This is a genomic window from Shigella sp. SIG6, assembly GCF_053555815.1.
This window is the reverse complement of the sequence record NZ_JBQZXC010000154.1, coordinates 1-6,906: the sequence shown is the minus strand read 5'-3', so window position 1 is coordinate 6,906 and position 6,906 is coordinate 1. Positions and strand designations below refer to the sequence as shown.

5 protein-coding genes, 2 tRNA genes and 1 pseudogene are annotated in these 6,906 nt (G+C 45.3%); 4 read left to right on the top strand and 4 right to left on the bottom strand.

Annotation, left to right across the window (positions count from 1 at the left end; all coding sequences use genetic code 11):
- The 3 genes from ACUU1M_RS17680 to ACUU1M_RS17670 all read left to right on the top strand — a co-directional run.
- A partial coding sequence (locus ACUU1M_RS17680) for an MFS transporter (protein ID WP_449144712.1) occupies positions 1–694 on the top strand: 694 nt, incomplete at its 5' end.
- Positions 695–795: 101 nt separating this feature from the next.
- The gene (gene amn / locus ACUU1M_RS17675; protein WP_001060253.1) at positions 796–2,250 is read left to right on the top strand and encodes an AMP nucleosidase; all 1,455 of its coding nucleotides are present in this window, start codon (positions 796–798) and stop codon (positions 2,248–2,250) included.
- 342 nt (positions 2,251–2,592) lie between these two features.
- The gene (locus ACUU1M_RS17670) at positions 2,593–3,309 is read left to right on the top strand and encodes a YebC/PmpR family DNA-binding transcriptional regulator (protein ID WP_000532929.1); all 717 of its coding nucleotides are present in this window, start codon (positions 2,593–2,595) and stop codon (positions 3,307–3,309) included.
- A 455-nt stretch (positions 3,310–3,764) separates the two neighbouring features.
- On the opposite strand, the gene ACUU1M_RS17665 is transcribed toward ACUU1M_RS17670, so the two are convergent.
- Positions 3,765–3,840: transfer RNA gene (locus ACUU1M_RS17665), tRNA-Asn, on the bottom strand.
- A 100-nt stretch (positions 3,841–3,940) separates the two neighbouring features.
- Positions 3,941–5,398, bottom strand: coding sequence for a toxic metabolite efflux MATE transporter YeeO (gene yeeO, locus ACUU1M_RS17660; protein WP_094185449.1), 1,458 nt, complete (start codon positions 5,396–5,398; stop codon positions 3,941–3,943).
- Positions 5,399–5,558: 160 nt separating this feature from the next.
- Here yeeO and ACUU1M_RS17655 point away from each other — a divergent pair.
- Positions 5,559–5,634 (top strand) — tRNA-Asn (locus ACUU1M_RS17655).
- A 37-nt stretch (positions 5,635–5,671) separates the two neighbouring features.
- Here the strand turns inward: ACUU1M_RS17655 and cbl are convergent.
- Positions 5,672–6,622 carry an HTH-type transcriptional regulator Cbl gene (gene cbl, locus ACUU1M_RS17650; RefSeq protein ID WP_001010995.1) on the bottom strand — a complete coding sequence of 317 codons (951 nt, stop codon included), beginning with the start codon at positions 6,620–6,622 and terminating at the stop codon, positions 5,672–5,674.
- Positions 6,623–6,723: 101 nt separating this feature from the next.
- A pseudogene (locus ACUU1M_RS17645) lies at positions 6,724–6,906 on the bottom strand (nitrogen assimilation transcriptional regulator); the annotation flags it as partial.

Genomic DNA, 6,906 nt, shown 5'->3' with positions numbered 1-6,906 from the left:
GGTACTGGGAGCATTGTGGGTGCGCAATGGCATGGAGGAGTCCGCGGAATTTGAACAACAGCAACATAATCAAGCGGCCGCGAAAAAACGCATCCCGGTTATCGAAGCTCTGTTACGACATCCCGGTGCTTTCCTGAAGATTATTGCACTACGACTGTGCGAGTTGCTGACGATGTACATTGTTACTGCCTTTGCACTTAATTATTCAACCCAGAATATGGGGTTACCGCGCGAACTTTTCCTTAATATTGGTTTGCTGGTAGGTGGATTAAGCTGCCTGACAATTCCCTGTTTTGCCTGGCTTGCCGATCGTTTTGGTCGGCGCAGGGTTTATATCACAGGCGCGTTGATCGGAACGTTGAGCGCATTTCCTTTCTTTATGGCGCTTGAAGCACAATCTATTTTCTGGATAGTTTTCTTCTCCATAATGCTGGCAAACATTGCGCATGACATGGTGGTGTGTGTGCAACAACCGATGTTTACCGAAATGTTTGGTGCCAGTTATCGCTACAGTGGTGCTGGAGTCGGTTATCAGGTTGCCAGTGTGGTTGGCGGTGGATTTACACCTTTTATTGCCGCTGCACTCATCACTTACTTTGCCGGGAACTGGCATAGCATCGCCATTTATTTGCTGGCTGGATGCCTGATTTCTGCAATGACCGCTTTATTGATGAAAGACAATCAACGCTCGTGATAGCCTGGCGAAGATCATCCGATCTTCGCCTTATACTTTTGTTTCACATTCCTGTGACATACTATCGGATGTGCGGTAATTGTATGGAACAGGAGACACACATGAATAATAAGGGCTCCGGTCTGACCCCAGCTCAGGCACTGGATAAACTCAACGCGCTGTATGAGCAATCTGTAGTTGCTTTACGCAACGCCATTGGCAAATATATTACAATTGGCGAATTACCTGATGAAAACGCCCGTAAACAAGGTCTTTTTGTCTATCCATCACTGACCGTAACCTGGGACGGTAGCACAACAAATCCCCCCAAAACGCGCGCATTTGGTCGTTTTACTCACGCAGGCAGCTACACCACCACGATTACTCGCCCTACTCTCTTTCGTTCGTATCTGAATGAGCAACTAACGTTGCTTTATCAGGATTATGGTGCGCATATCTCTGTGCAACCCTCGCAACATGAAATCCCTTATCCTTATGTCATCGATGGCTCTGAATTGACACTTGATCGCTCAATGAGCGCTGATTTAACTCGCTACTTCCCGACAACAGAACTGGCGCAAATCGGCGATGAAACTGCAGACGGCATTTATCATCCAACGGAATTCTCCCCGCTATCGCATTTTGATGCGCGCCGCGTCGATTTTTCCCTCGCACGGTTGCGCCATTATACCGGTACGCCAGTAGAACATTTTCAACCGTTCGTCTTGTTTACCAACTACACACGTTATGTGGATGAATTCGTTCGTTGGGGATGCAGCCAGATCCTCGATCCTGATAGTCCCTACATTGCCCTTTCTTGTGCTGGCGGGAACTGGATCACTGCCGAAACCGAAGCGCCAGAAGAAGCCATTTCCGACCTTGCATGGAAAAAACACCAGATGCCAGCATGGCATTTAATTACCGCTGATGGTCAGGGTATTACTCTGGTGAATATTGGCGTGGGACCGTCCAATGCTAAAACCATCTGCGATCATCTGGCAGTGCTACGCCCGGATGTCTGGTTGATGATTGGTCACTGTGGCGGATTACGTGAAAGCCAGGCCATTGGAGATTATGTCCTTGCACACGCTTATTTACGCGATGACCACGTTCTTGATGCGGTTCTGCCGCCCGATATACCTATTCCGAGCATTGCTGAAGTGCAACGTGCGCTTTATGACGCTACCAAGTTAGTCAGCGGCAGGCCTGGTGAGGAAGTCAAACAGCGGCTGCGTACAGGTACTGTGGTAACCACAGATGACAGGAACTGGGAGTTACGTTACTCAGCTTCTGCACTTCGTTTTAACTTAAGCCGGGCCGTAGCAATTGATATGGAAAGTGCAACCATTGCCGCGCAAGGATATCGTTTCCGCGTGCCATACGGGACACTACTGTGTGTTTCAGATAAACCGTTACATGGTGAGATTAAGCTTCCCGGCCAGGCTAACCGTTTTTATGAAGGCGCTATTTCCGAACACCTGCAAATTGGCATTCGGGCGATCGATTTGCTGCGCGCAGAAGGCGACCGACTGCATTCACGTAAATTACGAACCTTTAATGAGCCGCCGTTCCGATAATAAGTTATGAACCTTCTTATCAGAAATAGATGTGAAGGATTAAGTAAGACATCTGGCAAATAGCCTGCAATAAACGCGGGCTGCTTGCTTCCTTGGGCAGATGCGAGTTTTATTATCGTCTTAATGATTTCCACATATTAAAAGCAAGTATGCTTTCAAAACACAATTATAAAAAATCCCGCCAACAACATTAGTTTTTATAAAATTAAATATAAGATTATGGCTTTAGAATATTTTTATTTCTAATAGACGTGATTTTTCCTGTTATGATATAATATGCCGAATTAACACATGTTAACGATTTACCAGTAATGTAAATAAATTTTCGAGGAGATCATTCCAGTGGGACGTAAATGGGCCAATATTGTTGCTAAAAAAACGGCTAAAGACGGTGCAACGTCTAAAATTTATGCAAAATTCGGTGTAGAAATCTATGCTGCTGCCAAACAAGGTGAACCCGATCCAGAATTAAACACATCTTTAAAATTCGTTATTGAACGTGCAAAGCAGACACAAGTTCCAAAGCACGTTATTGATAAAGCAATTGATAAAGCCAAAGGCGGCGGAGATGAAACGTTCGTACAGGGACGTTATGAAGGCTTTGGTCCTAATGGCTCAATGATTATTGCTGAGACATTGACTTCAAATGTTAACCGTACGATTGCTAACGTTCGCACAATTTTCAATAAAAAAGGCGGCAATATCGGAGCGGCAGGTTCTGTCAGCTATATGTTTGACAATACGGGTGTGATTGTATTTAAAGGAACAGACCCTGACCATATTTTTGAAATTTTGCTTGAAGCTGAAGTTGATGTTCGTGATGTAACTGAAGAAGAAGGTAATATTGTTATTTATACTGAACCTACTGACCTTCATAAAGGAATCGCGGCGCTAAAAGCAGCTGGAATCACTGAGTTCTCAACAACAGAATTAGAAATGATTGCTCAATCTGAAGTTGAGCTTTCCCCAGAAGATTTAGAAATCTTTGAAGGGCTTGTTGATGCCCTTGAAGATGACGACGATGTACAAAAAGTTTATCATAACGTCGCAAATCTCTAATTATATTTTAAAGAAATCTGTCTTTATGGCAGATTTCTTTAATCTCATATAATTCTTATAAAAATATAATGTTTAACTCGTCATATTGCTTATAAAAAATCCCCGTTCCCAGAGAAATAATATTTATTAAAATGGCAGGTCTTCTTTTTCTGATTACCGAAGACAAAGTGGCAATTACGTATAGTTTCCCGATAAAGACGCGACAGCTACATCCCGCATAAGGCATTTTTCTCTTTATCTTTGTACGGTACTTCATGGAACATGAATTTTTGACCTTGTGAATCGTGATGTCTGTTGGGGAGGGGCAATTTGCTCACTGAAGCGTGAGACTCGATTAAGCGCACGAAACACAGAAATCAAAAAACCCGGCCACTTTTTTACAAAGTGGCCGGGTAAAAATAATTTTTATTTTTTAACTGTTCTGAGTCTCATAGAGATGTCTCAAAACTAAAATTTGGCTCCTCTGACTGGACTCGAACCAGTGACATACGGATTAACAGTCCGCCGTTCTACCGACTGAACTACAGAGGAATCGTGAGAACGAGGCGAATATTAGCGATGCCCACCCACAATGTCAAAGCCTGTTTTTTAAATTTGAAATCGTTTGCTGAAATAATCTGCATTTTGTCGTTTATTCCGACACAACTGGCTTTTTTTCACACTTTTGCGGCTCGGATCGAGGGTATTTCCACAGCCAACGTCCAGTAACCATTCGCCAGTAAAACAGCACAGCCCAGTCGGCAAACATTCCCATCCAGACACCAACCACACCCCAGCCAAGCATGATTCCCTGCACATAACCGACTACAACCCGGCAACCCCACATGCTCAACATAGAAACCCACATGGCGTAACGGGCATCACGAGCACCCTTAAATCCAGCGGGTAGCACCCATGAGGCGGACCAAATAGGCATAAATAAAGCATTTAGCCAAATCAGAATCACAACGACGTGTTTAACCTGTGGATCCTGGGTGTAAAACGATGCCATAACCCCGGCAAAGGGAGCCGTTAGCCAGGCGATGGCCGTTAATCCAAGAGTGGACAGCCAGAACACATGCCGCAACTGAATCTCTGCTTGCGCTATCTGCCCTACCCCCAACCTTCGGCCTGTAATGATCGTAGAAGCAGAACCGAGCGCACTTCCGGGTAAGTTGATAAGAGCCGCAATTGAGAACGCGATAAAATTTCCGGCAATAACGCTGGTCCCCATCCCGGCAACGAACATTTGGGTTAATAACCGACCACTGGTAAATAACACTGATTCGACACTCGCTGGAATACCAATCCCCATGACTTCCCAGATAATGCTAAAATTCAGCGGTTTAAAATAGCTCTTTAACGAAATCCTTAGCGCAGGATTAAAACCAATCGCCAGCACCCACAAAATTGCAACTGCGCCAATATAACGAGAAATGGTTAAACCCAACCCAGCCCAGGAGAAAAGGCCGTAAATCAATATGCCGCTAATAATAATATTAAGAATATTCAGGCTACCGTTAATCAGTAGCGGTATTTTCGTATTCCCTGCACCACGAAGTGCCCCGCTACCAATAAGAGTGATGACAGCGGCTGGATAACTGAGTACGGTCAGCTCCAGATAAGTCAACGCCAGTGCTTTAACTTCTGTCGTGGCATCACCCGCGACGAAATCAATAATTTGTTCGCCAAAATGATGAATTAGCGTTGCCAACAGTACGGCAAACAACGTCATGATCACCAATGACTGCCGCGTCGCCACCCTCGCTCGTCGTCGATCCCGCTTACCGAGACTAAATGCTACAACGACAGTAGTACCAAGATCGATAGCTGCAAAAAAAGCCATAATGACCATATTGAAGCTGTCCGCCAACCCCACGCCGGCCATCGCATCTTTTCCCAGCCAGCTGACCAGAAAAGTGCTCAGGACCCCCATCAACAGGACACAGGCGTTCTCCATGAAGATAGGAACAGCAAGCGGGGTTATCTCGCGCCAGAACAACACTTTGTAGCTCTTGCGTTTAGAGTGCCAGCGAGTGCCGTGAACAACCTGGCGTAAAGCAGAGGAGATATTCAAAGCCGACCTTAATTGCAGAAAGTGAAACCACATTTCAAATGATGAGGGAGAATCAGCAAAGCTGCAAAGATTTTCGCCAACAAATTGTCTGCAAATGCAACAAACTGTTGATAGAAACGGCAAACAATTGGGAAATTTAAAAATCGGGTTTGACAAAATATTTTTCGCCGTTAAGATGTGCCTCAACAGCGATTCCTCTGTAGTTCAGTCGGTAGAACGGCGGACTGTTAATCCGTATGTCACTGGTTCGAGTCCAGTCAGAGGAGCCAAATTTCTGAAAAGCCCGCTTTTATAGCGGGCTTTTTGCTATATCTGATAATCAATTTCCTCTTCACTGTTTTCCATCACCTGGCGCTTGATATCCTCAACTGACAGTCCTGCATTACAAAGTTCCAGAAAGCGCCAAACATAGTTACGCTGAAGTTGTCCTCGCTTCAGTCCCAACCAGACAGTATTAGCATCGAAAAGATGCCGCGTATCCAGGCGGATTAAATTCTCTTCCTCTTGTTCGCCGCTGGATTGTTCGGCAACTAATCCGATCCCAAGCCCAAGAGCAACATAGGTTTTAATGACATCAGAATCCTGTGCACTTAATACAATATCTGCCGGCAAACCTTTGCGGGTAAATGCGTCATCAGTGCGTGAGCGCCCCGTAATTCCCTGTCGGTAAGTAATTAACGGCCACTTCGCTATTGATTCCAGCGTCAATGGTGTAATTTGCGTTAAGGGATGATCGAGTGGAACAAGCAAACTATGGTGCCAACAAAACCACGGGAAGGCGACGAGCTGCGGGTCATTACTCAAACGCTCGCTGGCGATACCAATATCAGCTTCGCCATTTTGCAACAACGTCGCAATTTCCTGTGGCGAACCCTGGATTAGCTCGAGCCGAACCTCCGGGAAAAGTTCGCGAAAAGCTTTAATGACCTCTGGCAAGCTATAACGTGCCTGAGTATGCGTCGTTGCAATAGTGAGAACACCAGACGTATCGTTGGTAAACAGGTCTGCAAGCCGACGAACATTACTGGCTTCATTCAGAATACGTTCTGCAATGACCAGTAATGCTTTGCCCGGTTCAGTCATCCCCAGCAGTCGCTTACCTCGTCGAACAAATATTTCGATGCCAAGTTCATCCTCCAGTTCCCGAATATGACGGCTAACGCCTGACTGTGAGGTAAAAAGCATATTCGCAACCTCTGTCAGGTTGTAATCCTGACGTGCAGCCTCGCGGATTATCTTTAGTTGTTGGAAATTCACGGTAAGCTCCGGGCAGTTCAGATATCCCGTTATTGTTAAAGTCTAATGCCCGGCATAACAAATAATAAAAACCCGCATCTTATTCCATCCCGATATAACGCTTAGCTCACCAATTGCCACTGCCTTTTTTCCATCACTGGAGAACTAATCACTGACATTAACAACTCTTTCACTGCCTGTGCCTGTGGTGACAAGTTTGCTCTGGCGGGTAAATTTAAGGACAAAGAGAGACTCATTGAAGGAGTGGTAATGCGTGACATCCACCCATTTACTGCGCCACATAA